This is a genomic window from Rhodococcus sp. RCBS9 (assembly GCF_029457415.1).
In the GTDB taxonomy this organism is placed as follows: Bacteria; Actinomycetota; Actinomycetes; order Mycobacteriales; family Mycobacteriaceae; genus Rhodococcus_F; species Rhodococcus_F qingshengii.
This window is the reverse complement of the sequence record NZ_CP120422.1, coordinates 5,046,203-5,073,065: the sequence shown is the minus strand read 5'-3', so window position 1 is coordinate 5,073,065 and position 26,863 is coordinate 5,046,203. Positions and strand designations below refer to the sequence as shown.

The window sequence follows — 26,863 nt, the reverse complement described above, 5'->3', positions numbered from 1 at the left end:
AGCGAAAGGCCCCACCCGTTACTCGGGCGGGGCCTTCGCTGATTACTTCAGTGTGTTACTTCGCTCAGGAGCGGCTGTCGGTTCCGGGGTCGCCTTCGTCCCCGACCGTGAGCGGCTCGTGACGAGCATCTTCGAGCACGGTGCTGGCGTTCTTCCCGCCGTGGCCGGGGCCGACGTGCGCTTCCGCGCGCATCCGCTCCACCATGTGCGGGTAGTGCAGCTCGAACGCCGGACGCTCGCTACGGATGCGCGGCAACTCGGTGAAGTTGTGACGCGGCGGCGGGCAGGTGGTTGCCCACTCCAGCGAGTTTCCGTAACCCCACGGATCGTCGACGGTGACCACCTCGCCGTAGCGGTAGCTCTTGAAGACGTTCCAGATGAACGGAAGCGTCGAGGCACCGAGTACGAAGGCAAAGATCGTGGACACCGAGTTCAGAACCGTGAACCCGTCCGAGGGCAGGTAGTCGGCGTAACGACGCGGCATACCTTCGGCACCGAGCCAGTGCTGAACGAGGAACGTGCCGTGGAAACCGACGAACGTGGTCCAGAAGTGCCACTTGCCGAGGCGCTCGTCCATCATGCGACCGGTCATCTTCGGGAACCAGAAGTAGATACCGGCGTACGTGGCGAACACGACCGTGCCGAAGACCACGTAGTGGAAGTGGGCGACGACGAAGTAGCTGTCCGTGACGTGGAAGTCGAGCGGCGGGCTCGCGAGGATGACACCCGACAGACCACCGAAGAGGAAGGTGATCAGGAAGCCGATCGAGAACAGCATCGGCGATTCGAAGGTCAACTGTCCCTTCCACATCGTGCCGATCCAGTTGAAGATCTTCACACCTGTCGGCACGGCGATCAGGAACGTCATGAACGAGAAGTACGGCAGGAGAACAGCGCCGGTTGCGTACATGTGGTGGGCCCACACCGCGATCGACAGAGCGGCGATGGCCAACGTTGCGTACACCAGGCCGCTGTAGCCGAAGATCGGCTTACGGCTGAAGACCGGGAAGATCTCCGAGACGATGCCGAAGAACGGCAGCGCGATGATGTACACCTCGGGGTGACCGAAGAACCAGAACAGGTGCTGCCACAGGAGCACACCGCCCGTTGCCGGGTCGAAGATGTGCCCACCGAGATGGCGGTCGACGAACAAGCCCATGAATGCAGCGGTCAGCAGCGGGAACGCCAGCAGGATCAGGATGCTGGTGATGAAGATGTTCCAGGTGAAGATCGGCATGCGGAACATGGTCATACCGGGTGCGCGCAGGCAGATCACGGTGGTGACCATGTTGACGCCACCGAGGATGGTGCCGAGGCCGGCGACGGCCAGACCCAGGACCCACAGGTCGGCGCCGACGCCGGGGCTGTGCAGCGCGCTGGTCAGCGGCGTGTATGCCGTCCAACCGAAGTCTGCTGCGCCACCGGGCGTGACGAATCCGGCCGTCGTGATGATCGCACCGAACAGGTACAGCCAGTAGCTGAACGCGTTCAGGCGCGGGAACGCGACGTCGGGTGCACCGATCTGGAGCGGAAGAATGTAGTTCGCGAAGCCGAAGACGATCGGGGTCGCGTACAGCAGCAGCATGATCGTGCCGTGCATGGTGAACAGCTGGTTGAACTGTTCGTTGGAAAGGAACTGCATGCCGGGTACAGCAAGTTCGGCACGCATCATCAGTGCCATGAGGCCACCGATGAGGAAGAAGGCGATGGAAGTCGCCAAGTACATGATTCCGAGCACCTTGGGATCGGTGGTCGTGATCATCTTGAAAATGAATGAGCCCTTGGGTCCCTGCCGCGGCGGGTAAGGCCTGGCCGGCGCTATCGTGGGGACTGGCTGGGGCGCTACGGCAGTCACTGATCCTCCTGAATGTGCCTTTGGTCGCTCCGCAGACTCCGTCAAAGAGCCCTTGGTTGCGCCCGCAGGGTCCGTCGCCCGGGCTGCGGACAACGGCTTCTGGCTTGCGCTCATCGAATCGTAGACCGTGACTCCGAGGCACCGCGACCCGGTCCTACTCTGCGTCGTACTCGAGCATCCGTTTTTCACGGCACCGAACGAACGACCTGCGGTTTATGTTCCCCCGGGAGTCCGAACCCACTTCCGAATCGGCGTGTCGTGCGCGTCGAAGAATTCGGTCGGTGTCCGTTTTCGGCCAACCTCTCCACTGATAAGGTCACCCTCGCCTAACTCATCTCAGGAGCCAATCAGTGAAATTCTTTCCCCGCCGGGCCGCGCTGGTAGCGGTCGCAGCTTCGATCGCCTTGGTCGTTCCAGCGTGCTCGAGTAACGACGAGCCCGCTGCAACCACCATCTCGACCGAGTCGGGCGCATTTCCCCGTACCGTCGAGCACTTCCGCGGAAGCACCGAAATCCCGGCCGCACCCCAGCGGATCGTCGCGCTCGACAACAGCTTCACCGACGCCGTCCTTCTCCTCGAATCCCCGCTCGTCGGCTACGTCGACTACCGCGAGCCCGGTCTGCCCGACTACCTCGGATCCTCCCGGGAGGAATTCGCCCCGGACGCCGTCTCGGTCGGCACGGTCAGCAGCGCAAGCCTCGAGAAGATCGCCGCACTGCAGCCGGACCTCATCATCTCCGCCGAGGTCCGCGACGGGAAGAACTACGAGCAGCTCTCCGCAATCGCGCCCACCGTCTTCACCCAGACAACCGGTCCGACGTGGAAGGACAACATCCGTGTAGTCGGTCAAGCGCTGGGCAAGGAATCGCTGGCCGAGGCGAAAATCTCGGAGTACGAAACTCGCGCGGCTGCCGTCGGCAAGGAAATCAACGAGAAGGCGAACAACCCGGTCATCTCGGTAGTCCGGTTCGCCGGTGAACCGACCGCACGCCTCTACCGCACTACCTCGTTCAGCGGCATCGTTCTTCAGGATGCCGGGCTGAAGCGCCCGGACAACCAGGGACCTGACCCCGCCGATGCCGGCAACATCATGATGAAGATCAGCCCCGAGCTGATCAACGAAGCCGACGCGGACGTCATCTTCATCAGCACCTGGCAGGACGCCGAGGGCAAGAGCGCCGAAGCTGCGAAGCCGTTCCTCGAGAGCCCGCTGTGGCAGACCCTTCGGGGGCGCAAGGTGGACGTGGACGATTCACGGTGGATGTCGCCGGTCAGCATCCAGGGCGCGCACATGATCCTCGACGACCTCTCGGACACGTTCGAGGTGGACAAGCAGAACAGCTGAGTCGAACAGCTAACCTGAACGGCGCCCGCTCACACAGGAAGCCGTCGACTTGTCTGTTCTCTCACGCACGTCTGTTCTCTCACGCACGACCGCCCGCACGTCCGTTCGTCGTGTCTCGATCCTGGGGATCGCCGCCACGATGCTCGTCCTCGGTGGTTGCTCGTCCGACTCGTCGGACGATCCCGCGAGCACCATCGTCCGGACCACTACGTCGATCGCCGGTGCCGGCGTGATGGGCATCGAACGCGACACCGCCACCGCGTGCCCGACGCCGACGCAAGCCGACCCGGGAGCGGGCCCCGGGGTGAAGCGTCGAGTCGTACACACTGCGGGTGAAACCGAGGTTCCTTCCGATCCCCAACGGATCGTGGTCCTCGACAGCGTCTCGATGGACGCCGTGTGCGCCCTCGGCCTGTGGGAGCGGGTAGTGGGCGCCGCGACCGGTGTCGACTCACCTCAACCGTCGTACCTGGGTTTCGGCATCTCGGAGATTCCGAGTGTCGGCCCCGTGAGCGCACCTGACGTCAACGCCGTGAAGGCCGCCGCGCCGGACTTGATCCTCGGGTCCAGTCCGGCGTCCGACGGCTTGTACGGGCAACTCGACGCCATCGCCCCCACCGTGTTCGCGGGCTCGGATCCCGTGTACTGGAAAGCGCAGTTCGCCCTCGCCGGCCAGGCACTGGGCCGTTCGTCCGCGGCTGCGACGGAGCTCGACCGCTACCAGCAGGACGTCGTGCAGCTCGGCGACGCATTGAATGCATCGCAGACGCAGGCATCAGTGGTTCGGTTCGGTTCGAAGGACCTGCAGATCGAGGGCCCTGCATCCTTCGCCGGACAGATCCTCAGCGACGTCGGCGTCCGGCGCCCACCGGCGCAGCGATTGACCGATGCGACCACGGCACCGATTCCGGCCGACGATCTCAGCGCCGCCGAAGGGGACTTGATCTACGTCCTCTTCGACGGGCCGAACGGCCGTACCTACGGCACCGAGATCATGAAGAGCGACCAGTGGCAGGACCTCGCCGCCGCCACCGACCGGCGTGTGTTCGTCGCTGAAGACGAAATCTGGAACGGAAACGGGATGACTGCCGCCCGTGCCGTATTGGCGGACTTGAAGGGAACCTTGAACGGATATGCGAGCTGACCGGAACGAACCACTACTCCCACATTCGAGGCGGCTCGCCACAACTGTGACGGTCGGGTTCTGATCATGCCGATCCCGGAATTCATTGTCGCTTTGCGCGAGAAGGTCGGTCATGCGCCGCTCTGGCTGTCCGGCGTGAGCGTCGTGATCCGCGACGACGACGGCCGGGTCCTGCTCACCCGCCGCGCCGACAACGGTCAGTGGGCCGTCGTGTCCGGCGTTCTCGAGCCCGGAGAGGAACCGTCGGCGGCGGCGGTGCGGGAGGCGAAGGAAGAAACCGGCGTCGACGCCGAATTGATTCGGATCACGAGTGTCGATGTCACAGAACCCATTACGTACCCCAATGGTGACGTGACTCAGTACCTCGACGTCTGCTTCCTGGCCAGGTGGACCGGCGGAGATGCACACGTGGCGGACGACGAAAACCTCGAGGTCGCGTGGTTCGCGCCGAGCGCACTGCCTTCGGACATGACGGAAACCTCGCGTCTGCGCCTCGCAAAAGCGTTGCTGGACAAGCCGGAAGCGTGGTTTCAGCGCTAGTCCGCTCCCAATACACGGCCGAAGCCCGATTCCCGCGCGTGCAGGAGTCGGGCTTCGGCGTGTAGGTCGCTCTCTAGAAATCCCAGTCGTCGTCTTCGGTGTTGACGGCTTTGCCGATGACGTAGGAGCTACCCGAGCCGGAGAAGAAGTCGTGATTCTCGTCCGCATTCGGTGAAAGTGCCGACAGGATAGCCGGATTGACGTCCGTCTCGTCCTTCGGGAAGAGGCCTTCGTAGCCGAGATTGTTGAGCGCCTTGTTGGCGTTGTAGCGCAGGAACTTCTTGACATCCTCGGTCAGACCGACGCCGTCGTAGAGGTCCTGGGTGTAGTCGACCTCGTTCTCGTAGAGCTCGAAGAGCAACTCGAACGTGTAGTTCTTGAGCTCTTCACGCTCGGCCTCGGTGAGCTGTTCGAGGCCCTTCTGGTACTTGTAGCCGATGTAGTACCCGTGCACGGCCTCGTCGCGGATGATGAGGCGGATGAGGTCTGCAGTGTTGGTGAGCTTGGCTCGCGAGGACCAGTACATCGGCAGGTAGAAGCCGGAGTAGAAGAGGAAGCTCTCGAGGAGCGTCGATGCGACCTTGCGCTTGAGCGGCGACTCGCCGTTGTAGTAGTCGAGAACGATCTGCGCCTTGCGCTGCAGGTTGGGGTTCTCCTCCGACCAGCGGAACGCGTCGTCGATGTCCGGGGTGGAGCACAGCGTCGAGAAGATCGAGCTGTAACTCTTCGCGTGCACCGATTCCATGAAGGCGATGTTGGTGTACACCGCTTCTTCGTGGGGAGTGATCGCGTCCGGGATGAGGCTGACGGCGCCGACCGTTCCCTGGATGGTGTCGAGCAGCGTCAGGCCCGTGAAGACGCGCATGGTGAGCTGCTGCTCCTGCGCGGTCAGCGTTCCCCAGGACGGGATGTCGTTGGAGACCGGCACCTTTTCGGGCAGCCAGAAGTTGCTGACGAGGCGATCCCATACCTCGGCGTCCTTCTCGTCCTGGACGCGATTCCAGTTGATGGCGGAAACGCGACTGACCAGCTTGACCATAATTCCTACCTAGCGAGAGAGATACTGCCGAATGTTGGCTTGCCTGAACACTACCCGTTGTGTCGGGTCCGCGATGCCAACACAACAACATGTGTCGCACGCGCCCCTCCACGAGTACAAAAAATGTGATATCAATTAAATATCACTTACCGATGGAAAGCGAGTCTCGCATGACCAGCACACCCACCGTGGCCGAGAAACCGACCGGTGTCGCCACCACAACGATCGCCGAACGCCCAGGCTGGGACCTGTCCGGCAGCTGGATGCTCCTCGGCGGCGTCCTTCTCTTCCTGGCCGGAATCGCGCTGTCCGTCGTTGGCGGAGTTCTGGGACTCTTCGCCCTGATTCCGGTCGGAGTGGTGCTGTTCATCGCGTCACTCCCCCTCCTGATGGGCCTGACCTTGGTGCAACCTAATCAAGCCCGAGTTCTGCAACTTCTCGGAAGCTCGTACAGCGGCACCTTGCGCACGCCGGGACTGCGATGGACAAACCCGCTGACGGTCCGTCGATCGATCTCGACGCGCATCCGAAACCATGAGACCGGTCAGGCGAAAGTGAACGACGCCGACGGCAATCCCATCGAGATCTCGGCGGTGGTCGTCTGGCAGGTGGCCGACACAGCGCTCGCCTCGTTCCAGGTGGACGATTACGAGGAGTTCGTCTCCGTACAGACCGAGGCGGCCGTCCGCCATATCGCCGGTAGCTACCCGTACGACGCCGAAGGCCGAGTCTCGTTGCGCGAGAACGCCGATATCATCACCACCACCTTGTCGGAGGAGGTTCACGCCCGCGTGCGTGCGGCGGGTGTCGAAGTTATCGAGACACGCATCAACAGGCTCTCGTATGCACCGGAGATCGCCAGCGCGATGCTTCGGCGCCAGCAAGCGGGTGCAGTGATCGCCGCCCGCAAGCAAATCGTCGAAGGTGCGGTGTCCATGGTCGACATGGCTCTCAAGCAGCTCGAGGAAAAGCACGTCGTCGAACTCGACGAGGAACGCAAGGCGACGATGATCAGCAACCTTCTGGTCGTGCTGTGCGGCGACCGCGACGCACAACCGGTGCTCAACACCGGTTCGCTCTACCAGTAAAGGAAAGGCCACATGGCCACGGATCCAGCTCCGCGATCCGAGCGTAAGAAGATCCTTCTTCGGTTGGACCCAGCGGTACACGACGCCCTCGCCCGCTGGGCCGCCGACGATCTCCGAAGTACCAACGCCCAGATCGAGTTTCTCCTTCGGCGCGCACTCACCGAGCACGGTCGAATGCCGAAGAACGCCGGCAAGATGCACGGTCCCGGCCGCCCGCCGGCCTGATACCCCTGTGCGCCTTTTTGGTAGTAACCACTACCGAAGAGGCGCACGGGGGCGGAGCCCTCTACAGCATGCAGGAAACGCAGCCCTCGACCTCGGTGCCTTCGAGTGCCATCTGACGCAGACGGATGTAGTACAGCGTCTTGATGCCCTTACGCCACGCGTAGATCTGCGCCTTGTTGATGTCGCGGGTGGTTGCGGTGTCCTTGAAGAACAGCGTCAGCGACAGGCCCTGGTCGACGTGTTGCGTTGCGGCAGCATAGGTGTCGACGATCTTCTCGTACCCGATTTCGTAGGCATCCTGGTAGTACTCCAGGTTGTCGTTGGTCAGGTAGGGCGCCGGGTAGTAGACGCGGCCGATCTTGCCTTCCTTGCGGATCTCGATCTTCGACGCCACCGGGTGGATGGAGCTGGTGGAGTAGTTGATGTACGAGATCGAGCCGGTCGGCGGGACGGCCTGAAGGTTCTGGTTGTAGATACCGTGCTTCTGAACCGAAGCCTTCAGCTCACGCCAGTCGTCCTGGGTGGGGATGTGCAGCTTCGCATCGGCGAAGAGTCCGCGAACCTTGTCGGTTGCAGGCTCCCAGGCCTGGTCGGTGTACTTGTCGAAGAATTCACCCGAGGCGTACTTCGACTCCGGGAAGCCCTTGAAGTACGAGCCGCGCTCGATGGCGATCTTGTTCGACGCACGCAGTGCGTGGAACAGCACAGTGTAGAAGTAGATGTTCGTGAAGTCGATGCCTTCTTCGCTGCCGTAGAAGATCCGCTCACGAGCGAGGTATCCGTGCAGGTTCATCTGACCGAGGCCGATGGCGTGAGAGTCGTTGTTGCCCTGCTCGATCGACGGCACCGAGTAGATGTGCGTCTGGTCGGACACCGCCGTCAATCCGCGGATCGACACTTCGATGGTCTTGGCGAAGTCGGGCGAGTCCATGGTCTTCGCGATGTTCAGAGAACCCAGGTTGCAGGAGATGTCCTTGCCGACCTTCGAGTAGGACAGGTCGTCGTTGAACAGTGAAGGCGTCGAAACCTGCAGGATCTCCGAGCACAGGTTCGAGTGCGTGATCTTGCCTTCGATCGGGTTTGCCCGGTTCACCGTGTCCTCGAACATGATGTAGGGGTAGCCCGATTCGAACTGCAATTCGGCGACGGTCTGGAAGAACTCGCGAGCTTTGATCTTGGACTTGCGAATTCGCTTGTCGTCGACCATCTCGTAGTACTTCTCGGAGACGTTGATGTCGGAGAACGGAACTCCGTAGATGCGCTCGACGTCGTACGGCGAGAACAAGTACATGTCCTCGTTCTTCTTCGCCAGCTCGAACGTGATGTCCGGGATCACGACGCCGAGTGAGAGCGTCTTGATACGGATTTTCTCGTCGGCGTTCTCACGCTTGGTGTCGAGGAACCGGTAGATGTCGGGGTGGTGCGCATGCAGGTACACAGCACCGGCACCCTGACGCGCACCCAACTGGTTGGCGTAGGAGAACGAGTCCTCGAGAAGCTTCATGATCGGGATGACACCCGAACTCTGGTTCTCGATCTTCTTGATCGGGGCGCCGTGCTCACGAACGTTGGTGAGCAGCAAGGCAACTCCGCCACCGCGCTTGGACAGCTGCAGTGCCGAGTTGATGGAGCGACCGATGGACTCCATGTTGTCTTCGATACGAAGCAGGAAGCAGGACACGGGCTCACCGCGCTGCTTCTTGCCCGAGTTCAGGAACGTCGGGGTGGCGGGCTGGAAGCGTCCGGCGATGATCTCGTCGACGAGTTCGACGGCCAGGTCTTCGTTGCCTGCGGCCAGGGTGAGCGCAACCATGCAGACACGATCTTCGAAACGCTCGAGGTAGCGCTTACCGTCGAAGGTCTTGAGCGTGTAGGAGGTGTAGTACTTGAATGCACCCAGGAACGTCGGGAAGCGGAACTTCTTGGCGTACGCGTGATCGATCAGGAACTTCACGAAAGTACGTGAGTACTGATCGAGAACCTCGGGCTCGTAATAGTTTTCCTCGACGAGGTAGTCCAGCTTCTCGTCGAGGTTGTGGAAGAACACGGTGTTCTGGTTGACGTGCTGCAAGAAGTACTGACGGGCTGCAGCGACATCCATGTCGAACTGGATCTCACCGTTGGCGCCGTACAGGTTGAGCATGGCGTTGAGTGCGTGGTAGTCGAGACCGTTGGTGGAATCGCCGCCGCGCGCATCACGCTCTACGCTTCCTGCCGCGATCGTGTCAGTGATGGTTGGCGCCACTGCCCGTGCTCCTTCTCTGTTTCGAGATGATTCCAGAACTCCCCCAAGCCTTCTCGTACCCGGTCGACGTCCTCGGCAGTGCCCATGAGTTCGAACCGGTACAGAAAAGGAACGTGGCATTTCTGGGAAATGATGTTTCCTGCATAGCAAAAGGACTCACCGAAATTGGTGTTTCCCGCCGCGATCACTGCTCTGATCAACGACCTGTTGTGTGGATTGTTCAAAAAACGAATGACCGGCTTCGGTACATAACTGGTGTCGCGCCCTGTCACGGTGACCCCGCCACCATAGGTGGGCAGAATCAGCACATAGGGCTCGTCTACACGAAATGAGCCGTCACGGTCATGGATAGGTATACGTGTCGCAGGCAGGCCGAGACGTTGAACGAATCGGTGGGTGTTCTCCGACACGCTGGAAAAATAGACCAGCGAAGTCATCGGTTGTCACCATTTTCTTGTACGGTGCCCGGAACTACTCAGATGTGTCGGCGGAGGTGTCCACCGCCGACACTGCGGCGCTTCAAGCAGCGACGGTCAGGGTCTTGATGCGATCGGGACGGAAGCCCGACCAGTGATCTTCACCGGCAACCACGATGGGTGCCTGGAGGTACCCGAGAGCCATGACGTAGTCGCGGGCTTCGGCATCCTCGGTGATGTCGATGACGTTGTATTCGAGACCGGCCTTGTCCAGGGCGCGGTAGGTGGCATTGCACTGAACGCAAGCGGGCTTGGTGTAGACGGTGATGCTCATGAGAGTCCCTCTTTCGCTTAGCCAACAAAGGCCGATGTAGTGATGTTCAGCACCGATACGACCGATTGCCGGAGTCTCGCTCGAGGCGTTCCGCGTTGTGGTCTCTCAGTGCTCAAGACACTACACCTAGTGGCCGACAGAAACACATAACGCGAGATGTTGTGAGTCACATCGTTGGAATTCCCAGGTCGCCCCAGTTCAGCGCCTTCATTTCCCGGCGCGTCGGCGTGTCGCGCGTCACAGTTTCTTTTTGTGCTCGCCAGCCCCTGGGAGCCGCGCCACGGACCTACCATGAGCGTCGTGGAAACACCCCCGAAGGACGAGGCTCCACGCCACGAGGCAACCGTGACGAGAACACAGCAGGTGACACCGTTGATGCGCAGAATCACCTTCGGTGGGGAGGGCCTGAGCGACTTCGAGACGAGCGGGAGCCCCGACGAACGGGTGCTCGTCAGATTCCCCCTCGATCCCCCTCACGCCCGTAGTTACACGGTCCGGCGCTGGCAGCCGTCGAAGAACGAACTGGAGATCGACTTCGTTCTCCACGGCCACGGCGGCGCGGCACTCTGGGCCGCGACTGCGCAACCGGGCGAGACCGTTCACCTCTCGACGGCGAGCGGGTGGTTCACGCCGCCGGCAGGTTGCGACTGGCTGCTGATGGTCGCCGATCACGCCGCTCTGCCCGCGATCGGGCGAATTCTCGAAGAAGCACCCGACGGTCTACCGATCCACGTCATCGCGCAGGTACCCGCGCCGAGTGAACGGCAGACGTTCACGACGCGCGCCGACGCTCACTACCGATGGATCGAGGAATCGGACTCGCTGCTCGCCGAATTGGCCGACGCTGCCCTGCCCCCCGGCGAGGGCTACATCTGGTGTGCAGTCGAGGCCGCGGCCGCCAGACGCATCCGCACCCACCTGCGTCGAACATGGGAAATCCCGGCAAACCGCATGCACGTGATGGGTTACTGGCGGGAGGACAAGGAGAACTGGGAGCGTCGGTACGCCGCCGTCGCCGACCGTATCGATGCTGCGATGGGCGAAGCGATGATGGCCGGCAAGGATTTCGAGTCGGTTCGCGACGCGGTCGACGACGCGATGGAACGCGAAGGGCTCTAGCGCGCATACGAGTGAGGACCACACCTTCCGGCATGGCCCTCATTCGTGAAACGGATTACGCGTTGACGAGCTGCTTGCCGGCGTCGACGAGGTCGGAGACGACCTTGGAGACCTGAGCGAGCACCTCTGCGTTCTCACGCGGGTGCAGCTCACCGAACAGTGCGCCGGTTCCACCGATGCTCAGTGCAGTGTCCTCGACGACCTTGCCGCCGGCGATACGGACCGCCTTGGTGGTGTCTTCGTGTGCCCACTTGGCGCCGTTGCCGCTGGGCGAAGCGCTGATGACTGCGACAGCCTTGTCCTTGACTGCACCGACACCGTACGGACGCGAGATCCAGTCGATGGCGTTCTTCAGAACTGCGGGAATGGTGCCGTTGTACTCGGGGGTGACGAGCAGGAACGCGTCCGCGTCGCTCGCAGCGGAGCGCAGTGCGTCGACAGCGGGGATGGAAGCACCCTCGACGTCGATGTCTTCGTTGTAGAAGGGGACGTCGGCGAGGCCTTCGAAGACCGTCAGCGTGGCACCCTCGGGTGCGGCGGACACAGCCGTCTCGGCAAGTTGGCGGTTGACGGATCCGGCGCGCAGGCTGCCGACGAGAACGAGAACATTGGTCTGTGACATAGCGAGTTTCCTTCGAGAGTGGTGCGGTTGGTGGCTCCGGTTGAAAGTTATATCAACTAAACGGACCGCGGTCCACTTACATTCCCCGGCCCTGTAACCTGATCCCGTGAGCGCAATCCCCCTCCCCCAGATCGGCGCCGCGCCGGTCGAGCGCGGTGACGCAGCACGTAACCGCGTACTTCTGCTCGACGCCGCAGCCCTCCTCGTTGCCGAGCGAGGTGTCGACGCGGTGACGATGGACGCTGTCGCGTGCCGGGCAGGTGTGGGCAAGGGCACAGTTTTTCGGCGCTTCGGCAATCGATCGGGACTGATGCAGGCACTGCTCGATCACACCGAGCGAGAACTGCAGCAGGCATTCATGTTCGGCCCCCCACCGTTGGGTCCGGGCGCGCCGCCGATCGAGCGCCTCATCGCGTTCGGACGAGCCCGGATTGCCATGGTGGAAGTACAGGGCGAAGTCCTCCGAGCGGCGGAAAACGCTCCTGAATACCGCTTCGGCGGTCCGGCCCGGGCGCTCGGCATCGCTCACGTCATCGGGCTTCTTCGAGGAGCCGGCGTCGAGGGCGACCTCGATCTGCTCGCTTCAGCACTGTTGGCACCACTCGAAGCGTCGCTCGTCCTTCATCAGGTGCGCGATCTCGGGATGACCACCGAGCGCCTGGCGGCCGGCTGGGAAGACCTTGCCCGGCGCGTTACTCGATGTTGACTCCCCCGATCCGTCCCACCACTTAATGTGAGCCCATGCGCATCGCTGCAGCCGTCATCGGCCTCCTGACCATCGCCGCGGTAAGCGGTTGCTCCGCTTCGTCCGACTCCCCCGAAGACAAGACGGATCCCTCCGGTCGTGTGTTCATCTCGACCTCCGTGGATGGAACACAAATTCCCGGCGGCGGCCCGCTGACTCTCGACTTCAGCCAGGCCGGTCGAGTGTCCGCGAGCGCCGGATGCAACACGGCAAACGGTTCGGTCGAGTTCACCGACGGCAAGCTGACCACCGGCACCATGGCGTCGACCATGATGGGCTGCCCTCCCGGCATCGCCGAATCCGACTCCTGGACAACAACATTGCTGACCGCTGCGCCGGCGTGGAGCCTCGACGGCGACACCCTCGTCCTGACATCGAAGGACGCCACAGTCACCCTGCAGGACAAGAAAATCGTCACGCCGGATCGACCGCTGCAGGGCACGACGTGGACTGTCACGTCCCTCATCAGTCCCGATGCGATCAGTACGAGCCTGGCTCTGGAGACGTCAGCTCCCGAACTGACGATTGCCGCAGACGGTTCGGTCAGCGGGAGCACCGGATGCAATCGCATGACCGGAAGCGCCCAGACGTCCGACACCACAGTCACGTTCACGCCGATGGCAACCACGCGTATGGCTTGCCCCGAGGAGAACATGGACATCGAGCGCCAGATCCTGGCGGTGCTCGACGGCGAAGTGAGCTACACCGTCGACGCCGACACGCTGACCCTGCGCAAGCCCGACGACACCGGATTGATACTGACTGCGCAGGCTTGACCAGACGCTGCAGGTTCGATCAGACGTTGTCGAGCAGCCAGCGCCCCAACTCGCGGGCGCTGGCATCGATCATCGCGGGCCAGTCCAAGGCCGAGTCGTCCGCGTGATCGCTGACGTGTTTGACGAGTCGGCAGGTAGCACCCGCAGCCTGCGCGGCGAATGCGATGGCAAATCCCTCCATGTCGACCAGATCGGCTCGCTGCGCAAGGGCGTCCCGGGTTGCAGCGTCGGCGATGAATGCGTCGCCGGTCGCCAACACCGAGTCGTCACCGCCGGCGAGCACCAAACGGTCCGCGACGTCGTGCCCCAGCGCTCGGATCGCGGTGCTGCTGATGTCGTGATTGATGACGACGCCGGGAACATAGAGGCCGCCGTGGTGCGCGTGCAGCGCACCGGCTGTCCCGATGTTGACGACCAGCGGCAGATCATCCCGCTCGTACCGCGCGAGAGCAGAGGCGACTGCTGTTGCAGCACTGACCTTTCCAATCCCCGTGATCAGCAGTTCGTATCCTTGCGGCACGTATGCCGCTTCCGACTTCGTCGCACTGACCACCAGAACGTTGTTCGCACTCATGTGCGCGACCGTACCGCCCCGGATACGGTGGCACTGCACGCGCCTGCTCACATCGCTAGAGTCCATTCATGGCCACACTGCGTGAAAGCATCATCGAAGAACTCGGCACAAAGCCGACAATCGACGCCGCAGCGGAGGTTCGCGCGCGAGTCCAGTTCCTGAAGGACTACGTGCGCTCGACCCCCGCCAAAGGGTTCGTTCTGGGAATCAGCGGCGGTCAGGACAGCACGCTCGCCGGAGCCCTCGCCCAACGCGCGGTCACGGAACTTCGTGAAGAAGGCCACGAGGCCGAGTTCGTCGCCGTTCGACTCCCCTATGGCGCTCAGGCTGACGAATCCGACGCTCAGATCGCGCTCGGCTTCATCAAGCCGGACCGCTCTCTCACGGTCAACGTCAAGCCTGGCGCCGTCGCGACGGCCCGTGAGGCCTCCGAGGCGTTGGGGAACGGCGAACTACGCGACTTCGTCCGCGGCAACATCAAGGCGCGCGAACGAATGGTCATCCAGTATGCGATTGCCGGTCAGCTCGGCTACCTCGTGATCGGTACCGACCACGCCGCAGAAGCGATTACCGGCTTCTTCACGAAATTCGGTGACGGCGGTGTCGACATCACGCCGCTCACCGGCTTGAGCAAACGCCAGGGCGCTGCATTGCTGCAGGAATTGGGCGCACCCGAGAGCACGTGGCGCAAGGTGCCGACCGCCGACCTCGAGGACGACCGACCCGCGCTACCCGACGAAGTTGCCCTCGGCGTCACGTACTCACAGATAGACGACTACCTCGAAGGAAAGGACGTTTCCTCCGAGGTAGCCGAGAAGCTCGAAAAGATGTTCACCAACACTCGTCACAAGCGCACGGTGCCGGTCACACCCCTCGATGACTGGTGGAAGTAACTCCTACCAGAGCTCTTACCAGCGACTAGCTACCGAACAGGCTGCCGAAGACGTCGCCCAGCGAACCCGTTCCCGAAGCCGGATCCTTCTTCGCGAAGTTGGTGGTGCATCCGTTGAACTGCACTGCATCGACCAGCGTCGACGTGGCGGCGGAACCGGTGCCCACACTGACGCCGTAGTGGTCGACTACCGCGTTCGGGTTCGCGGCGACGATGTCAGCCAAAGGCACTGACACGCGGTCCTTGGCGCCGTCGATGTTCTGAGTGCTCCACCACACGCCCTTCTGGAGATCCGCGTGAACGCCGCCGTCAGCCGTCGGCGTCGCGTCGGGTCCCGGGACCCACACCAGGGTGGTGAATCCGTTCTCGAACTTTCCGCCGGTGGTTCCGGTGAGGCGGAGCTGGAATGCCGCAGTCGGCGTGGCGGCGCGCTCGGCAAAGCCGATCGCCTTGCCGACTGCGTCGGACAGCTTGATACCGCCGGCCGAATGGTAGGAAACCGAACGATCGCCGGTACCGTCGACGGCCAGCTTCAGTGAACCGTCCTTGTCGAGAACGTTGTCGGCCGAGTACGACGCGGTCTGATCCTTCTCGTCGGTGAACGGGATGCCCCAACCGTTCGGCGTCGCTTCGGTGGACAGGGTCGAGCAGGAGGCTTCCGGCGCAGAAGAGCCGAGAGAACCGGTGGACGGAAGCGCAGTAGCAATTGCCGGAGCGGTGAGTGCAGCTGCCCCGAGGAGTGCTACGACGACTCCGACACGGCGCGTGGAATTAATCGACATTGAAATACCTTTCACATATCCCGAGTGGAATTGCGCCAAAATTAACACATGTCGACAATTACCAACAGCGAAGGTATTTCTTTTGTCATCCAAACAGATGACAATTCACCTTGGCAATTCGAAGTGCATTCGCTCCCCCAAAAGTAGGAGAAACTAAACAAAACGACCAATGCTGGACAATTGACCAACAATGGAGAAAACGGAGATAGATGCCACTTGAGCTGGAGTGATCAAGATATGAATATTTGGACCGGCAAACCGAAAAAGGACAATACGTCGGCAGCCCACAAATAGCTACGCCGGCAATTCTCGGACTAGCCTCCAGCGAAAGGCGGAAGAATATCGACAGCGCTACCGGAGGCTCGAGAGACGTCGCGGGTCAACTCGTCACCGACGAGGAAAGCCGAGACCGACAGCACTCGCTCCATCTCCGGTCCGTATCGCCCGACCAGCACCGCCACCAACTCGGCAAGTGTGTTGTCAGGCGAGATGGCGACTACCTCGCTACGGCAACCGGATACATCCGCTGCAGCAGCAAAGTAACGAACCGAGATCGAATGCGGATCAGCCACCAATCGCTCCCATACTTCTTTCCGGCGGAACGAAGTCCGCGGCGTCGATGCCGTGCCCAGCCCACTTGTTCCACATCGCACCGCGCCACAAATCCGCTAGTTCGTCGTCACTTGCTCCGGCCCTGAGCGCGGCACGCAGATCAACTTCACGGTCACTGAACAGACATGACCGAATTGTTCCCTCTGCGGTCATTCGCGTCCGATCGCATTCACTGCAGAACGAGCGGGTCACGGAAGCGATGATCCCTACCGTCATCGTGGTCCCGTCGACACGCCATTCTTCGGCAGGAGCCGACGGATCTTCACGGCCGATTGCTTCCAATTCGAAACGGCTTCCCAAAACGGACAACAATTCAGCCGCGGTCACCATGTTCTCGCGTGCCCATGCATGGTCTGCGTCCAGAGGCATTTGCTCGATAAAGCGCAATTCGACGCCGGCTTCGAGGCACCACTGCAAAAGATCCGCCGCGCCGTGGAGCGTTTCACGCATCAGCACCGCATTGATCTTCAGTGGCGCGAGCCCGGCCGCAGCTGCCGCTCGAATTCCCGCGAGAACGGACGGCAACCTGTCTCGACGCGTCAATTCAGCGAAATGGGCGCGATCAACCGAATCCAGGGAAACATTCACGCGGGTCAAACCAGCTGCAGCCAGCTTTGCGGCACGATGTTCGAGCCCAACGGCGTTGGTAGTCATGGAAAGTGGAATTCCTGGCACGCGCGCGGCGCACCCCCCGATGATCTTTTCGAGGTCACTACGCATCAGCGGTTCGCCGCCGGTGAATCTCACCTCGCGAATACCGACTCGTTCGACGCCGATTCCGACTACTCGAATGATCTCGTCGGCACTCAGAAGATCTTCCGCAGCGATGGCCGGCAAGCCTTCCTCCGGCATGCAATACGTGCAACGAAGTGAACACTTCTCGGTGATCGAGACTCGCAGATCTCTGGCAACACGCCCGAACCTGTCGACCAGGAGATCCGTCTCGGGACGACCGGCGAGGGAGGCAGCGTCGAACCGCACGGTGGGAATTCCCATCGAGACCACTGTCATCACTTCACCAACTTCCGTATTGCTCCAGTATGACCGAAAGCCGTACTCCGTGTGTCGGACGGACCACACCGCCTAGGATCAAAACATGTCGAGGTTGTCGAGGTTACTGTCATGAGCGCGCGTTCGGTCGAGGAACACGCGTCGCACATCTCCGGATTGCTCACCGGCCTGCACACCCTCTCTCCGACGGCAGTTCCGACGGCAGAAGCGTTGGGGCGCATAACTTGCTCGGATATCGCATCGCCGGTAGACCTGCCACTCTTCCGCAACTCGCAGATGGACGGGTATGCCGTCGATGCTGCTTCTGTGGCCTCGGTTCCGACCACACTGACGGTTCGAGGCGTGATCGCCGCTGGAAGCGGAAAACCACCGAAACACCTTCCAGGATCGGCATTTCGCATCATGACCGGTGCTCCGCTCCCCGAGGGTGCCGACGCCGTTGTTCCGGTCGAGGACACAACGGGTGTCACCGAGCACGTCGTCACGATCGAACGGGGCAGGTCGGTAGGCGAATTCGTACGCGAACGTGGCAGCGACATCACCGCCGGAATGCTACTGGTCACGGCCGGAACGCACTTGGAACCTCGCCATATCGCCGCGCTGAGTGCTGTGGGCCTGGCCTCGCTCGACACCTACACGAAGCCACGGGTCGCGATAATTACGACGGGCGCCGAACTGAAAAGTGCCGGAACAACTCTCGAACCCGGTGAGATCTACGATTCCAACGGTCCAGCTTTGGCAACATTGGCCGAAGCCAACGGCGCCGATGTCGTATCCGTCGCCCGAAGCAGCGACGACCCCGCCGAGTTCCGCGAATTGCTCTCGTACGCAACCTCGGTCGCTGATCTGGTGTTCACCTCCGGCGGAGTGTCCATGGGCGACTTCGAGGTGGTGAAGGAAACTCTCACGCCTCTGGGAGCACACTTCGGCCACGTCGCAATGCAGCCGGGCGGTCCGCAAGGCACTGCAGTGGTGAACGAAGTGCCGGTACTGAGCTTCCCGGGCAACCCGGTGAGCACGATGGTCTCCTTCGAGGTCTTCGCACGGGGCGAACTGCGCCGGGCCGCGGGCCTGCCCGAGATCCCACGCGAGCGACTCCCGTTGACTGCACCGCTGCGTTCGGTGGACGGCAAGCGGCAGTTCCTGCGGGCACGCAGAACTGCGGACGGAATCGAACTCGTTGCCGGACCCGGATCGCACCTTGTTGCAGCCATGGCGTGGGGCGACGTCCTGATCGACATCCCCGCCGCCGTGACCGAGCTCGGCGCGGGCGATCTCGTCGACGTCGTCCCGCTCTCGACTTCCTCGATCTGATTCACTCGATCTGATTCAAAGGACACTGATGACCGAATTGACACACGTCGACAGCGAGGGCCGAGCGCGCATGGTCGACGTCAGCGCCAAGGCCGAGACGACGCGTATCGCCGTCGCTGCCGGCGAACTCGTCACGACCGCCGAGGTAGTTCGCCTCGTCCGCGCCGACGGCATGCCCAAGGCTGATGTCCTCACCACCGCGCGCATCGCCGGAATCGCCGGTGCGAAGAAGACCTCCGAACTGATCCCGCTGTGTCATCAACTCGCGCTCTCGTCGGTCAAGGTGGAATTCGGGTTCACCGAAACATCGATCACCGTCGAGGCGACGGCGAAGACTCGCGGACAGACCGGCGTCGAGATGGAAGCACTCACCGCCGTCGCGGTAGCCGGCCTGACCTTGCACGACATGGTCAAAGCGGTGGACCCCGGAGCTACCATGAACGGTGTTCGTCTGCTCACCAAAGACGGTGGTAAGCGCGGACATTGGACCCGCGACACTCAGAACGCACAGACAGCTCCGGCGCACACCTTCACCTCGGCACGGTCCGCGACCGTCCTCGTGGCTTCCACCGGCGGTGCGAACGGCACCAGACCCGACACCACCGGACCCACGATCGCGACCTGGCTACGTGAACGGGACTTCGAGGTACGTGGACCGCTTGTGTACGCCGACGCAGACATAGCGGCGGGCATCACTGACGCCAAGGAGGGCTTCCCGTCACTCGTCATCAGTACCGGCGGCACGGGGGCTTCCCCCACGGATGCCACCCCGGAAGCTACCCGGGCAGTCTTGACCCGTGAGTTGCCCGGCGTCGCAGAAGCGATCCGGACCAAGGGCCTCGAGAAGACACCGCACGCGTCGCTGAGCCGTGGTGTGGCAGGTCTCACAGGTACGACGGTCATCGTCAATCTTCCGGGTTCTCCCGGTGGAGTGAAGGACGGTCTCGCCGTCCTCGGACCCATCATCGATCACCTGCTCGCGCAGGTCGCAGGCGGAGGAGCGCACGATGAGTGAGCTATTGGCTCGGATCTCCGAGCAACCGATTCACGCAGACACCGTCGACGCCGCCGTGGCCGGTCCGAAGAACGGCGCTGTTGTGGTGTTCACGGGAACGGTGCGCAATCACGATGGAGGTCAAGCGGTTTCGGCGTTGGAGTACCAAGCGCATCCGGATGCCGAACGCTTCCTCGAGACGTGCTGCCAAGAGGTTGCGGCCTCGACCGGCCTGCCGGTTGCCGCGATCCATCGCGTCGGTCACCTCGAGATCGGCGACCTCGCACTGGTCGCCGCCGTCGCCGCGCCGCATCGAGCGGAGGCGTTTGCCGCGTGCGCCGAACTGGTGGAGCGCATCAAGCACGAGGTACCGATCTGGAAGCGGCAACACTTCGCGAACGGCGTCTCCGAATGGGTCGGGTTGTAGGTCGAACGCTCCGGGAAGGTAGAGTTGCGATCACTAGGTGCCTGAAATCGGGCATCCAGCGTCGTAGAACGCAAATTTTCTTGCTGAGTGCTCAATGCACCCGCTCTTCTTACGGCGAAGAAGCCTGCCGACCGGCAGCGCCGCCACCACTGTGCTTGATTGTTCGACCGGTTAATTCCCGTGTCGGCATCCGGGCACGAACACGTGCCCGAAAGGCTCTGAACACACTTGTCTGACATCTCTACGCCCGCTACCACCTTCGCAGCCCTCGGTGTGCGCGCACCGCTGGTGAAAGCTCTCGAAGACGGCGGAATCACTTCTCCGTTCCCGATCCAGATCGACACCCTCCCCGACACTCTCTCGGGGCGCGACGTACTGGGCCGCGGAAAGACCGGAAGCGGCAAGACCCTCGCGTTCTCCATCCCCATGGTCTCCCGCCTCGCCGGCGAACTGTCCGGAGGAAAGCGTCGTCCGGGTCGACCGCTCGGCCTGGTGCTCGCACCGACGCGTGAGCTCGCCACCCAGATCACCGCAACCCTCGAACCGTTGGCCGCCGCATACGACTTGCGCGTGACCACGATCTTCGGTGGTGTCTCGCAGCACCGCCAGGTTCAGGCTCTCAAGGCCGGAGTCGACATCGTCGTCGCCTGCCCCGGTCGCCTCGAAGACCTCATGAAGCAGAAGTTCGTCAGTCTCGACGCCGTCGAGATCACCGTGCTCGACGAGGCCGACCACATGGCCGACCTCGGCTTCCTGCCCGTCGTCACCCGCATCCTCTCGTCCACCCCGCAGGACGGGCAGCGTCTACTGTTCTCGGCAACGCTGGACAACGGCGTCGACAAGCTCGTCAAGCGTTTCCTCAAGAACGAGGTCATGCATTCGGTCGACGAGGCCAACTCCCCCGTCGCCGCAATGACGCACCACGTGTTCGACGTCGACGGCGTCGAAGCCAAGAAGGCTCTGGTCGAGAAGCTCGCTTCCGGTACCGGTCGTCGCATCCTGTTCATGCGCACCAAGCACCAGGCTCGCAAGTTGGCTCGCCAGCTCACCGAGTCGGGCATCCCGTCCGTTGACCTTCACGGCAACCTCTCGCAGGCTGCTCGCGACCGTAACCTGGCGGCATTCTCCGCCGGTGAAGCGCGCGTCCTCGTCGCCACCGACGTCGCAGCGCGTGGCGTCCACGTCGACGACGTCGAGTTGGTCGTCCATGTCGATCCGCCGGCCGAGCACAAGGCGTACCTGCACCGCAGTGGTCGCACCGCTCGAGCAGGCAGCGCCGGCGACGTGGTCACCGTGGTTCTGCCCGAGCAGCGTAAGGATCTTGCGATCCTCATGCGCAAGGCAGCCATCAAGGTGACCCCGGTCCGTTCGACTGCCAATTCCGAGCACGTCGTCAAGTTGGTCGGCGACATCGCACCGCACGTCACGCCGGCTCCGAAGGCTCCTGCCCAGCCGAACGGTGGACGCGGGCAGCGTCCCGCCGGCCAGGGTGGACGCGGCGGCGCAGCACGTTCGGGTCAGGCTCGCTCCGGACAGGGCGGTCAGTCACGCGGTGCTCGCACCGGCGGAGCTGCCCGTCAGGAACATGCCGGTGGTGGCGCTCGCCGTCCCCGCACCGGCGGCGGCGCTCGCACCGCAGGCTCCACCGGTGGCCGTCCCGCACGCTAGGCCCCCGGTACAACTCAATAGGTTTCGTAGTGGACAGCGTCGGCCAATGGCCGGCGCTGTCGCCATCCGAAGCGTTCGAGATCCGGAACCTGTTGAAACTCGGTCACCTTCCCGACGCACAGCCACGCAATGGGGCGAACGGGTGACGGAATGCCCATGAGTTCGGTGAGGTACTTCTCGTCGTAGAACGAAACCCAGCCGATGCCGATCTCCTCGGCTACCGCGGCGAGCCACAAATTCTGAATTGCCAGTACCGCCGAGAACAGCCCGGTGTCGTCGACGGTATGACGGCCGAGGATGTTCGGGCCACCGCGCGACGGGTCGTAAGTGACGACGATGCCGGTACCACTCTCGGCGATTCCCTCGATCTTGATGGGGTCGAACGTCGAGCGGCGATCCTCGGGCAAGGACTGCGCGAATTTCACCCGGGCATCGGCGACGTGTGCCGCGAAGGTGTCGAGCGTCTCCGGATTACGAACGACGACAAAATCCCACGGTTGCGTGTTTCCCACGCTCGGCGCGCGATGGGCGGCGTCGAGAATGCGCATCAGAGTTTCGTCGGGGACGATCTCTCCCGAGAACTCGGCGCGAACGTCTCGGCGTCGCCGAATCGCTTCGTACACGGATACAGCTGATTCACTCACGCCCCGACGGTATAGCGGTGCAATCCCAGCATGGCGTCGGGGTGCGGTTCGACCGTTTCTTCGCGCATGCAGGCGCGGAGCGCGCTGCCGACCGCCCCCGAATCCATCCCGGTGCCGATCACGACCAGTTGCGTGGTTCGAGGTTCGCCCGACTTCCATCGCAGCGGCGTGATCCGGACATGATCACCCACCGATTGGATCTCGAATTTTCCTGTGTGGCCCGGAATCTCGAAGTTCACGAAGCCCTTGATGCGGTAAACACCCGACGGCTGATTCTCGAGAAAGTGCGTCAGAGCCCTGGCATCGAGAGGCGTCTCCGATGCGAAATCAACCGATTCGTAGCGGTGGTGCAGGTGATCGTGGTGACACGAGCCGTCCTCGTGATCGTCGTCGTGCCCGTCGCGCAGGAGCTCGTCGAGGCTCAGTTGATCGCCCGGAGCCGGAGGGGTCACCTCGCCGGTATCGAACAACAGAGCGGGGTCTATCCGCGAGTGCGAGGTTTCCACCATCGGCGCTCGCGGATTCAACTTACGAATTTCGGTCGTGAATCGCTCGCGTTCGGCGACCGGAACGCTGTCGATCTTGTTGACTACCACCAGGTCTGCCAGGCGGACATGTTGATCGAGCTCGGGATGTTCGCGGCGAACGGTGGAGAAATTGGCTCCGTCGACCAGGACCACCAGGCCGCCGTAGACGACAGACGGGTTCTCACTTCCGAGGACGAGTCGAATCATGTTCCGCGGCTCGGCAAGCCCGCTGGCCTCGATGACGATCACGTCGATCCCGGACTGCCGGTGCGCCAACTTGTTCAGCATCTCGTCCATGTCCGAGACGTCGACAGCGCAGCACAAACAGCCGTTGCTGAGAGAGACCATCGAATCGACCTGACCGGCGACCATCATCGAGTCGATGTTGACGGAGCCGAAGTCGTTGACGATCACGCCGATGCGTACACCGTCGTTGTTACGCAGAAGATGGTTGAGCAGCGTCGTCTTGCCCGAACCGAGAAAGCCTGCGACGACTATTACGGGAATCTGCTTCTTCGCCACCACACAACCTTCCGAAACCACACGTACCGATCAGTGATCGTAGTGGAGTGTGGCTCCGGAAGGTTCACGCTGACAGCAGACTCACACCGTGCAGAGCGGACGGATGTCCGACGTGCCCTCGGTGGTCGGTGACGTCAGGATCGTGCATGCGTTGTATCCACGGGATTCGGCGACCCGGCGGATCTCACTCCAGCCTGCCGCGTCGACGACCGCCGACCGTGAGAGCACGAACCCGGAAAGCCTGAGCGGATCGCCCACCAGTGCCCACGAATAGTCGTCGGCAATGTAGGTGACGATGTAGTTGGGTGGGCCGTCCAAGCTTTCCTGTGAGGGCACCCCGGGGAAGCTCACATGCAACTGGGCACCCGTTGCTGGATCGGTAACTCGGGCATTCCCGACGATCTCGTTGGCTTGACCGGTCCACGTCGTACACGTGTTCTTCACGCTCACGTTCGTGGAATCGACAATCCCGTAACTCGCCCGGGTGTCCTTCGCGCACGCGAGGTTGAAGGGCTGAGGAATCGCCGCCACCTGGTTCCATTCCCCTGCGTAGCGCGCGACGTCCAGGTTCGCCACCGGCTGCAAGGGTTCCCAGATTGGGCTCGCCTGCGCGGTTCCCGAAAACATCGTCACTGCGGCGCACACTCCCGCAATCGCAATCGCACTTCGCCCCGACCACTTCATGTCACTGCTCCTCGTCTGTACAACGCTCGATCGGCATTGGTTCCTCAAGGCATTCGGAGCTGACGGACTGGAGGATGGGGCGGTATGTAAAACTACTTTTGGTTTGTTATGGACCTACTTCACAAACCTTATGTAGTCTTTGCTAAAAGATAGCTGAAAGTCGGACGGAGCTACTGTGATGAAGGTTGTCGACTTAGGTCTAGAACGCACTCGCTATGCAGTCATCGACGAGACGATCGAGTCGAGGTGGCGCCGAGTCACCTCTATGCAGCACGACGCCGTTGCCGTCGTGACTCCGCGCGACCGGATCACTTTCGCCGAACTCGAACTCCGAACCGACGCATTGGTCCGCGAACTTCGCCTACGTGGGTCACACGGGGCACGCCCGGTTGCGGTCGATCTCGAACCAACGGCCGAGTCGGTGCCCGCCATCCTCGCCACTCTGATTTCCGGTCGGCCCTTGGTCATGATCGACCCACAACTCCCCGAGGCCCGCCGTGCGCACATCATGAGCACCTCGGGCGCCGTCGCGCTGCAGTCGATACTCGACGAGTCTGCTGCGACGGGCTTCAGATTCGACAGCGCGCTGGAACCATCGAGTTCCGACCCTGCCATGATCGCGTTCACATCAGGCACCAGCGGGGCGCCCAAGGGAGTCGTGTTGAGCCACTCCATGTGCCTGAACAAGGCCGACGAACTTGCCGCAGCAATCGACCTGCGACCCGATGATCACATCGGGAACCTGTTGCCCGTCAGTTTCGGAGCCGGAATCACGGCCCTGATCATGGGCCTGATGAACGGAGTCACGGTCTTCTGCTGGGATCCACGTATCGACGGCGTCTCGGGAATCGACGATTGGCTGATCGAGAATTCGATCACGACCACGCACTGTGCGCCGTCCTTTCTGCGGGCGTGGTCGGATCTCGATTGCGATGCAGCAAATGATGATTCGATCGGTTCCCTACGCGTCGTCGTAACGTACGGGGAAGCAGTTCACGGCGAGGACTACGCGCGCCATCGCAGTCACGGCTTCGCTCGCGTCACGTACGTCAACTGGCTGGCCACCACCGAGACCGGTGTCGTCGCGTACAACGCGTTCCCACCACATTCCGAACTACCCGTCGGAGTGGTACCGGCCGGACGTGCTCGCGACGGCAAGGACGTACAGATCGTCGATGTGAACGGCGTGCCTCTCCCCGACGGAGAGATCGGAGAGATTCAGGTTGTCTCCAGTGATCTTGCCGACGGATACCACGGCGACCCGGATCGAACTGCAACACGATTCACGCGCCTGGGCGACGGAGTGAGCATCTACCGGACCGGGGACCGGGGACGCATCGACGAACGCGGAGAACTGCAACTGCGGGGACGCGTCGACGACGCCGTCAAGATTCGGGGCTACCTGGTGGAACCGATGGAAGTCGAGGCGCATATTCGTCGAATTCCCGGCGTCGCCGATGTTTTCGTGGCCGTCGTCCTCGAGAACGATCGACCGGAGATCGTCGCCTACGTGGTCCTGACCAAAGCCGTGATGGCACGGTCGGGCGCCGAGATGCGGCGCGAATTGGCGACATATCTGCCGGCCTGGATGCTCCCCCGACATTTTGTTCTGATGCCGGCGTTGCCCCGCAACGAAAGAGGAAAGGTCGATCGAACAGCGCTGCCCTCCGTCGAGGTGCGGTCCACTCCACCGACTCTCGCCGGGCCCGCCGAATTGTGGTTGTCCTCGATCTGGGAGTCGATTCTCGGTATCGACTCCATCGACCGTGAGGACGACTTCTTCGAACTCGGCGGCGATTCGCTTGCTTCAACCGAAGTGGTGGCAAAGATTCACGACATGTTCCGGATCCGGATCACGGCGGCGGAGTTCGCGGCCGCCAGTACCGTCAAAGACCTTGCAGCGCTGGTGGATCGGCGCAGAATCGATCCCGATGATCGCGTCTGTCACAACACGATGGTGCCACTGAAGCTCGAAGGCTCCGGGCGACCGCTGTTCATCATGAACGGAGCGGGGTGCCCATCGACGACGCTGTCCACCTTGTCGAAAGCGCTTCACACCGATCGGCCGGTTTACGCACTTCAGCCACACGGCTTCGAATCTCGCGGACTACCCGACCGGTCGGTGAAAGCAAGCGCCCGCCGTTTCATTTTCGAAATCAAGAAGATTCAGCCCACCGGGCCATACCTCCTCGCCGGATACTCGTACGGCGGCTACGTGGCGCTGGAAATGGCGACACAGCTGTCCGAGTCAGGTGACACTGTCGAACACGTCACCGTTCTCGACACCAGAATCTCCACCGAGGCTGCCGCACGACTGGCTGGTCGAGCGGGCATCACTTTGGATCCGTCGATCGTCGACCTTGCACCACAACCATCCACCAATGCCCGCTGGAAGCCGACCAGACGCACCGTCGCGGCCATGTGGATCCGCACGCTGTTCGCCGGCATTCTGCAGTACCCGCCGGCCACCCAGTGGACCGTGTTCCTCTACATAGGAGGCCAGGCGCTCCGGAAGCATCGGATACGAGCATGCGCCGCGCCCGTCACCGTGATCCGTGGGGCCACCAACAACCGTGGACGCGAGATCTGGTCACTCATTGCCACGGGCTCACTGGATTTCGACGACGTCGACGCGTGCCACGAAGACGTCGTCCGCCAACCGTACGTCCGCAAGACTGCGGCGATCATCGATCGAGTCTGTGATCGAGCGTGACCAGC

The 26,863-nt window shown here is 62.3% G+C and carries 27 protein-coding genes; 14 read left to right on the top strand and 13 right to left on the bottom strand.

The window, feature by feature from the left end:
- Nucleotides 1-64: 64 nt before the first annotated feature.
- A complete protein-coding gene (gene ctaD / locus P0M12_RS23795; protein WP_020907234.1) occupies nucleotides 65-1,855 on the bottom strand; it encodes a cytochrome c oxidase subunit I in 1,791 nt (596 codons plus the stop codon).
- 350 nt (nucleotides 1,856-2,205) lie between these two features.
- Here ctaD and P0M12_RS23790 point away from each other — a divergent pair, with 350 nt between their 5' ends.
- The 3 genes from P0M12_RS23790 (at nucleotide 2,206) to P0M12_RS23780 (ending at nucleotide 4,885) form a co-directional block, all read left to right on the top strand.
- Nucleotides 2,206-3,201 carry an iron-siderophore ABC transporter substrate-binding protein gene (locus P0M12_RS23790; RefSeq protein ID WP_030534954.1) on the top strand — a complete coding sequence of 332 codons (996 nt, stop codon included), beginning with the start codon at nucleotides 2,206-2,208 and terminating at the stop codon, nucleotides 3,199-3,201.
- A 49-nt stretch (nucleotides 3,202-3,250) separates the two neighbouring features.
- Nucleotides 3,251-4,345: an iron-siderophore ABC transporter substrate-binding protein gene (locus P0M12_RS23785; protein WP_162114284.1), complete on the top strand. Its 1,095-nt coding sequence runs from the start codon at nucleotides 3,251-3,253 to the stop codon at nucleotides 4,343-4,345.
- Between the two features lie 66 nt (nucleotides 4,346-4,411).
- Nucleotides 4,412-4,885, top strand: a complete 474-nt coding sequence (locus P0M12_RS23780) for an NUDIX domain-containing protein (RefSeq protein WP_073512987.1) — start codon at nucleotides 4,412-4,414, stop codon at nucleotides 4,883-4,885.
- A gap of 73 nt (nucleotides 4,886-4,958) precedes the next feature.
- On the opposite strand, the gene nrdF is transcribed toward P0M12_RS23780, so the two are convergent.
- A complete protein-coding gene (gene nrdF, locus P0M12_RS23775) occupies nucleotides 4,959-5,924 on the bottom strand; it encodes a class 1b ribonucleoside-diphosphate reductase subunit beta (protein WP_003944744.1) in 966 nt (321 codons plus the stop codon).
- Between the two features lie 170 nt (nucleotides 5,925-6,094).
- On the opposite strand from nrdF, the gene P0M12_RS23770 reads away from it, so the two are divergent.
- Together P0M12_RS23770 and P0M12_RS23765 are read left to right on the top strand one after the other, a co-directional pair.
- A complete protein-coding gene (locus P0M12_RS23770; protein ID WP_003944699.1) occupies nucleotides 6,095-7,012 on the top strand; it encodes an SPFH domain-containing protein in 918 nt (305 codons plus the stop codon).
- Between the two features lie 12 nt (nucleotides 7,013-7,024).
- On the top strand, nucleotides 7,025-7,237 hold the full coding sequence (locus P0M12_RS23765; RefSeq protein ID WP_003944723.1) for a hypothetical protein: 213 nt from the start codon (nucleotides 7,025-7,027) through the stop codon (nucleotides 7,235-7,237).
- A 61-nt stretch (nucleotides 7,238-7,298) separates the two neighbouring features.
- Here P0M12_RS23765 and nrdE read toward each other — a convergent pair whose 3' ends face one another.
- From nrdE to nrdH, 3 genes are all read right to left on the bottom strand, one after another.
- Nucleotides 7,299-9,380, bottom strand: a complete 2,082-nt coding sequence (gene nrdE / locus P0M12_RS23760) for a class 1b ribonucleoside-diphosphate reductase subunit alpha (protein WP_233272402.1) — start codon at nucleotides 9,378-9,380, stop codon at nucleotides 7,299-7,301.
- 59 nt (nucleotides 9,381-9,439) lie between these two features.
- Entirely contained in the window at nucleotides 9,440-9,919 is a 480-nt protein-coding gene (gene nrdI / locus P0M12_RS23755) for a class Ib ribonucleoside-diphosphate reductase assembly flavoprotein NrdI (protein WP_003944767.1), read from the bottom strand.
- Between the two features lie 82 nt (nucleotides 9,920-10,001).
- Nucleotides 10,002-10,232, bottom strand: coding sequence for a glutaredoxin-like protein NrdH (gene nrdH, locus P0M12_RS23750; protein ID WP_003944717.1), 231 nt, complete (start codon nucleotides 10,230-10,232; stop codon nucleotides 10,002-10,004).
- A 291-nt stretch (nucleotides 10,233-10,523) separates the two neighbouring features.
- Between nrdH and P0M12_RS23745 the strand changes: the two genes are divergently transcribed.
- On the top strand, nucleotides 10,524-11,351 hold the full coding sequence (locus P0M12_RS23745) for a siderophore-interacting protein (RefSeq protein WP_277376916.1): 828 nt from the start codon (nucleotides 10,524-10,526) through the stop codon (nucleotides 11,349-11,351).
- A gap of 55 nt (nucleotides 11,352-11,406) precedes the next feature.
- On the opposite strand, the gene P0M12_RS23740 is transcribed toward P0M12_RS23745, so the two are convergent.
- Nucleotides 11,407-11,973 carry an NAD(P)H-dependent oxidoreductase gene (locus P0M12_RS23740; protein ID WP_030534957.1) on the bottom strand — a complete coding sequence of 189 codons (567 nt, stop codon included), beginning with the start codon at nucleotides 11,971-11,973 and terminating at the stop codon, nucleotides 11,407-11,409.
- Between the two features lie 106 nt (nucleotides 11,974-12,079).
- Here P0M12_RS23740 and P0M12_RS23735 point away from each other — a divergent pair, with 106 nt between their 5' ends.
- Both P0M12_RS23735 and P0M12_RS23730 read left to right on the top strand, forming a co-directional pair.
- On the top strand, nucleotides 12,080-12,679 hold the full coding sequence (locus tag P0M12_RS23735) for a TetR/AcrR family transcriptional regulator (RefSeq protein WP_003944690.1): 600 nt from the start codon (nucleotides 12,080-12,082) through the stop codon (nucleotides 12,677-12,679).
- A gap of 35 nt (nucleotides 12,680-12,714) precedes the next feature.
- Nucleotides 12,715-13,494, top strand: coding sequence for an META domain-containing protein (locus P0M12_RS23730; RefSeq protein WP_054187783.1), 780 nt, complete (start codon nucleotides 12,715-12,717; stop codon nucleotides 13,492-13,494).
- 19 nt (nucleotides 13,495-13,513) lie between these two features.
- Here the strand turns inward: P0M12_RS23730 and P0M12_RS23725 are convergent, their stop codons facing one another.
- Nucleotides 13,514-14,068 carry a nucleosidase gene (locus P0M12_RS23725; RefSeq protein ID WP_003944766.1) on the bottom strand — a complete coding sequence of 185 codons (555 nt, stop codon included), beginning with the start codon at nucleotides 14,066-14,068 and terminating at the stop codon, nucleotides 13,514-13,516.
- Between the two features lie 68 nt (nucleotides 14,069-14,136).
- Between P0M12_RS23725 and nadE the strand changes: the two genes are divergently transcribed.
- Nucleotides 14,137-14,961, top strand: a complete 825-nt coding sequence (gene nadE, locus P0M12_RS23720) for an ammonia-dependent NAD(+) synthetase (protein ID WP_277376915.1) — start codon at nucleotides 14,137-14,139, stop codon at nucleotides 14,959-14,961.
- Between the two features lie 25 nt (nucleotides 14,962-14,986).
- Here the strand turns inward: nadE and P0M12_RS23715 are convergent, their stop codons facing one another.
- The 3 genes from P0M12_RS23715 to moaA form a co-directional block, all read right to left on the bottom strand.
- Nucleotides 14,987-15,742: a hypothetical protein gene (locus tag P0M12_RS23715; protein WP_003944763.1), complete on the bottom strand. Its 756-nt coding sequence runs from the start codon at nucleotides 15,740-15,742 to the stop codon at nucleotides 14,987-14,989.
- A gap of 314 nt (nucleotides 15,743-16,056) precedes the next feature.
- Nucleotides 16,057-16,314 carry a MoaD/ThiS family protein gene (locus P0M12_RS23710; protein ID WP_003944706.1) on the bottom strand — a complete coding sequence of 86 codons (258 nt, stop codon included), beginning with the start codon at nucleotides 16,312-16,314 and terminating at the stop codon, nucleotides 16,057-16,059.
- Nucleotides 16,307-17,365, bottom strand: a complete 1,059-nt coding sequence (gene moaA, locus P0M12_RS23705) for a GTP 3',8-cyclase MoaA (RefSeq protein ID WP_047271625.1) — start codon at nucleotides 17,363-17,365, stop codon at nucleotides 16,307-16,309. Before moaA ends, P0M12_RS23710 begins: the two co-directional genes overlap by 8 nt.
- A gap of 111 nt (nucleotides 17,366-17,476) precedes the next feature.
- Between moaA and glp the strand changes: the two genes are divergently transcribed.
- The 4 genes from glp (at nucleotide 17,477) to P0M12_RS23685 (ending at nucleotide 21,768) form a co-directional block, all read left to right on the top strand.
- Nucleotides 17,477-18,679: a gephyrin-like molybdotransferase Glp gene (gene glp / locus P0M12_RS23700; RefSeq protein ID WP_277376914.1), complete on the top strand. Its 1,203-nt coding sequence runs from the start codon at nucleotides 17,477-17,479 to the stop codon at nucleotides 18,677-18,679.
- 28 nt (nucleotides 18,680-18,707) lie between these two features.
- The gene (moaCB, locus tag P0M12_RS23695) at nucleotides 18,708-19,694 is read left to right on the top strand and encodes a bifunctional molybdenum cofactor biosynthesis protein MoaC/MoaB (protein WP_065455546.1); all 987 of its coding nucleotides are present in this window, start codon (nucleotides 18,708-18,710) and stop codon (nucleotides 19,692-19,694) included.
- Complete coding sequence (locus P0M12_RS23690) at nucleotides 19,687-20,100, top strand: molybdenum cofactor biosynthesis protein MoaE (RefSeq protein WP_003944730.1); 414 nt, start codon at nucleotides 19,687-19,689, stop codon at nucleotides 20,098-20,100. Before moaCB ends, P0M12_RS23690 begins: the two co-directional genes overlap by 8 nt.
- Before the next feature lie 228 nt (nucleotides 20,101-20,328).
- Nucleotides 20,329-21,768, top strand: coding sequence for a DEAD/DEAH box helicase (locus P0M12_RS23685; protein WP_042450056.1), 1,440 nt, complete (start codon nucleotides 20,329-20,331; stop codon nucleotides 21,766-21,768).
- A gap of 14 nt (nucleotides 21,769-21,782) precedes the next feature.
- On the opposite strand, the gene bluB is transcribed toward P0M12_RS23685, so the two are convergent.
- The 3 genes from bluB to P0M12_RS23670 form a co-directional block, all read right to left on the bottom strand.
- The gene (gene bluB / locus P0M12_RS23680; protein WP_007731309.1) at nucleotides 21,783-22,412 is read right to left on the bottom strand and encodes a 5,6-dimethylbenzimidazole synthase; all 630 of its coding nucleotides are present in this window, start codon (nucleotides 22,410-22,412) and stop codon (nucleotides 21,783-21,785) included.
- Nucleotides 22,409-23,461: a GTP-binding protein gene (locus P0M12_RS23675; protein WP_277376913.1), complete on the bottom strand. Its 1,053-nt coding sequence runs from the start codon at nucleotides 23,459-23,461 to the stop codon at nucleotides 22,409-22,411. Before P0M12_RS23675 ends, bluB begins: the two co-directional genes overlap by 4 nt.
- 81 nt (nucleotides 23,462-23,542) lie before the next feature.
- Nucleotides 23,543-24,145 carry a lipocalin family protein gene (locus tag P0M12_RS23670; RefSeq protein ID WP_277376912.1) on the bottom strand — a complete coding sequence of 201 codons (603 nt, stop codon included), beginning with the start codon at nucleotides 24,143-24,145 and terminating at the stop codon, nucleotides 23,543-23,545.
- Nucleotides 24,146-24,323: 178 nt separating this feature from the next.
- Here P0M12_RS23670 and P0M12_RS23665 point away from each other — a divergent pair, with 178 nt between their 5' ends.
- Nucleotides 24,324-26,858 (top strand): alpha/beta fold hydrolase, encoded by a 2,535-nt coding sequence (locus tag P0M12_RS23665; RefSeq protein WP_003942356.1) that lies wholly within the window; start codon nucleotides 24,324-24,326, stop codon nucleotides 26,856-26,858.
- The last annotated feature ends 5 nt before the right edge of the window (nucleotides 26,859-26,863 follow it).